Below are 1,835 nucleotides of genomic sequence, written 5' to 3'. Positions count from 1 at the left end.
GCGTAGCGCCGTCCGGGCCGAACAGCAGCGCCCGGTTGGCGAGCTTGCCGTCGGCGCGCAGGATGGCGGTCGAGCCGATATGCAGGAAAACGCCGAGCTCCTTGGCCAGCTTGCGCGCGGTCGAGACGATGATGTCCTTGTCCTCGGATGTGAAGGAGGCGGCGCGCGCTTGCTTGTCGCGGATCAGTGCGCCGGTCATTTCCGGCGTCTGGATATAGGTCGCGCCCTGGCTTGCGGCTTCGCGCACCAGCCGTTCGAGATCGACCGCGTTGCGCTCGGGGCTCTCGCCCGAACGCATCTGGATCGCAGCCGCCTTGAAAACACCCATTGTCATATCCTCAAATCGTCGCGCCGTTGGCGAGCAGTTTGTCCAGCCGGCCTTCGGCCTCCAGCTCGTGCAGGTCGTCGCAGCCGCCGACATGCGTATCGCCGATGAAAATCTGCGGAAAAGTCGAGCGGCCGTGGGCGCGGGAAATCATTTCCTGGCGCAGTTCCGGCGAGAAGGAGGCATCGTGCTCGGTAAAGGCGACGCCCTTGCGCTCAAGCAGCCGCTTGGCTGCCGTGCAGTAGCCGCACATCATGCGGGTGTAGATGGTGACATCGGCCATGACGAATTTCCGCTGTTCGTTGCCGACTTATATAGTCGCGGACTCGTCCGCCCGGAAGTCCCCCGGCAACACACGGGCAAAGGTCAGCACGTCGACGGCGGCCGCACCTCCCCTTTTCAGTGCCTTGGTGGCGGAACGCACGGTGGCGCCGGTGGTGTAGACATCGTCGATCAGCAGCACCCTGCGGCCGGCAATCTCGATTTCCGACTCGGCGGGCACTCGAAAGGCGGCCCGCACATTCTCCTCGCGCTCCTGCCGCTCCAGCCCAACCTGCTGGCGGGTGAGTTTCACACGCCGCACCGCCGAGGGTGCGAAGGGCAAGTCGCTGAGCACCGACACTGCCCTCGCCAGTTCCGCCGATTGGTTGAACCGTCGCCTGAAGAAACGTCGCCAGTGCAGGGGCACCGGCACCACCACATCCGCTTCGGCGATGAGATCGGCACCCGCGCGCACCATCCAGCGCGCCATCCACGGCGCGAGATCCGTGCGGTCCTGGTATTTCAGCCCTTGCACCATCTGGCGGGCGACTCCTGAATAGGCGACCGCAGCCCGCGCCCGCTCGAAAGGCGGCGGATCGGCAATTGCCTCGGCCGACAGAAAGCCTTCGCCCATATGGTGGGTGAACGGCGTGCCCATCACCGGGCACCATGGCCGTTCCAGCAGCCTGAGCTTCGGCCAGCAGGCGCCGCACAGCACGCCGGGCTGCGAGACATGCCGGCGGCAACCAGCGCAGACCGGCGGAAACAGGATGCGCGCCGGCCAGCCGAGGGCCGATCGGGCGAAGCGCTTGATCTCGCCGGGCTTGATCTTGGACATCGGATCGGCCACGTGGTTGGTTCTCCGTGCCAAGTATACCAACTATATCAGGGCGTGGACAAACAAGGATCCGCCCGTTGCAGCCGATAATGGATACCTCTCTGTGGCTGGCGCACAAGCGGCGCGCGCTCACCCATCCGGTTGACGGCGCGGACTTCCTCATGCGCCGTACGGCCGAGGATCTTGCCGACCGGCTGGGCGCCGTCGAGCGCCGGTTCGGCAAGGCGGCTGTGCTGTTTTGCCAGACCCCGGCGGCAGCCGAAATGCTCGCCGAAAGCGGCAAGGTCGCCGACATTGTCCGCGTCGAAACGGATACGGCTTTCCTGAGCGGCGGCGGCGCCGGCTTGATCGCTCCGCTGGAAACCGTGCCGTTCGAGCCGGAGAGCCTCGATCTGGTGGTCTCGCTTCTGT

The 1,835-nt window shown here is 65.8% G+C and carries 3 protein-coding genes and 1 pseudogene; 1 reads left to right on the top strand and 3 read right to left on the bottom strand.

Annotated features, from left to right (window positions below; genetic code table 11):
- The 3 genes from EN935_RS34080 to EN935_RS34070 all read right to left on the bottom strand — a co-directional run.
- A partial coding sequence (locus tag EN935_RS34080; protein WP_281040389.1) for a nitrilase-related carbon-nitrogen hydrolase occupies positions 1-328 on the bottom strand: 328 nt, incomplete at its 3' end.
- A 10-nt stretch (positions 329-338) separates the two neighbouring features.
- Complete coding sequence (gene grxC, locus EN935_RS34075) at positions 339-608, bottom strand: glutaredoxin 3 (RefSeq protein WP_056583465.1); 270 nt, start codon at positions 606-608, stop codon at positions 339-341.
- A gap of 27 nt (positions 609-635) precedes the next feature.
- Positions 636-1,424 (bottom strand): ComF family protein, encoded by a 789-nt coding sequence (locus tag EN935_RS34070; RefSeq protein WP_109658613.1) that lies wholly within the window; start codon positions 1,422-1,424, stop codon positions 636-638.
- A gap of 77 nt (positions 1,425-1,501) precedes the next feature.
- On the opposite strand from EN935_RS34070, the pseudogene EN935_RS34065 reads away from it, so the two are divergent.
- Positions 1,502-1,835 (top strand): annotated as a pseudogene (locus EN935_RS34065) (SAM-dependent methyltransferase); the annotation flags it as partial.

The organism is Mesorhizobium sp. M7D.F.Ca.US.004.03.1.1 (assembly GCF_003998635.1).
In the GTDB taxonomy this organism is placed as follows: Bacteria; Pseudomonadota; Alphaproteobacteria; order Rhizobiales; family Rhizobiaceae; genus Mesorhizobium; species Mesorhizobium loti.
Note: the sequence above shows the minus strand (reverse complement) of the source record. Positions and strands in the feature narration are given on the sequence as shown.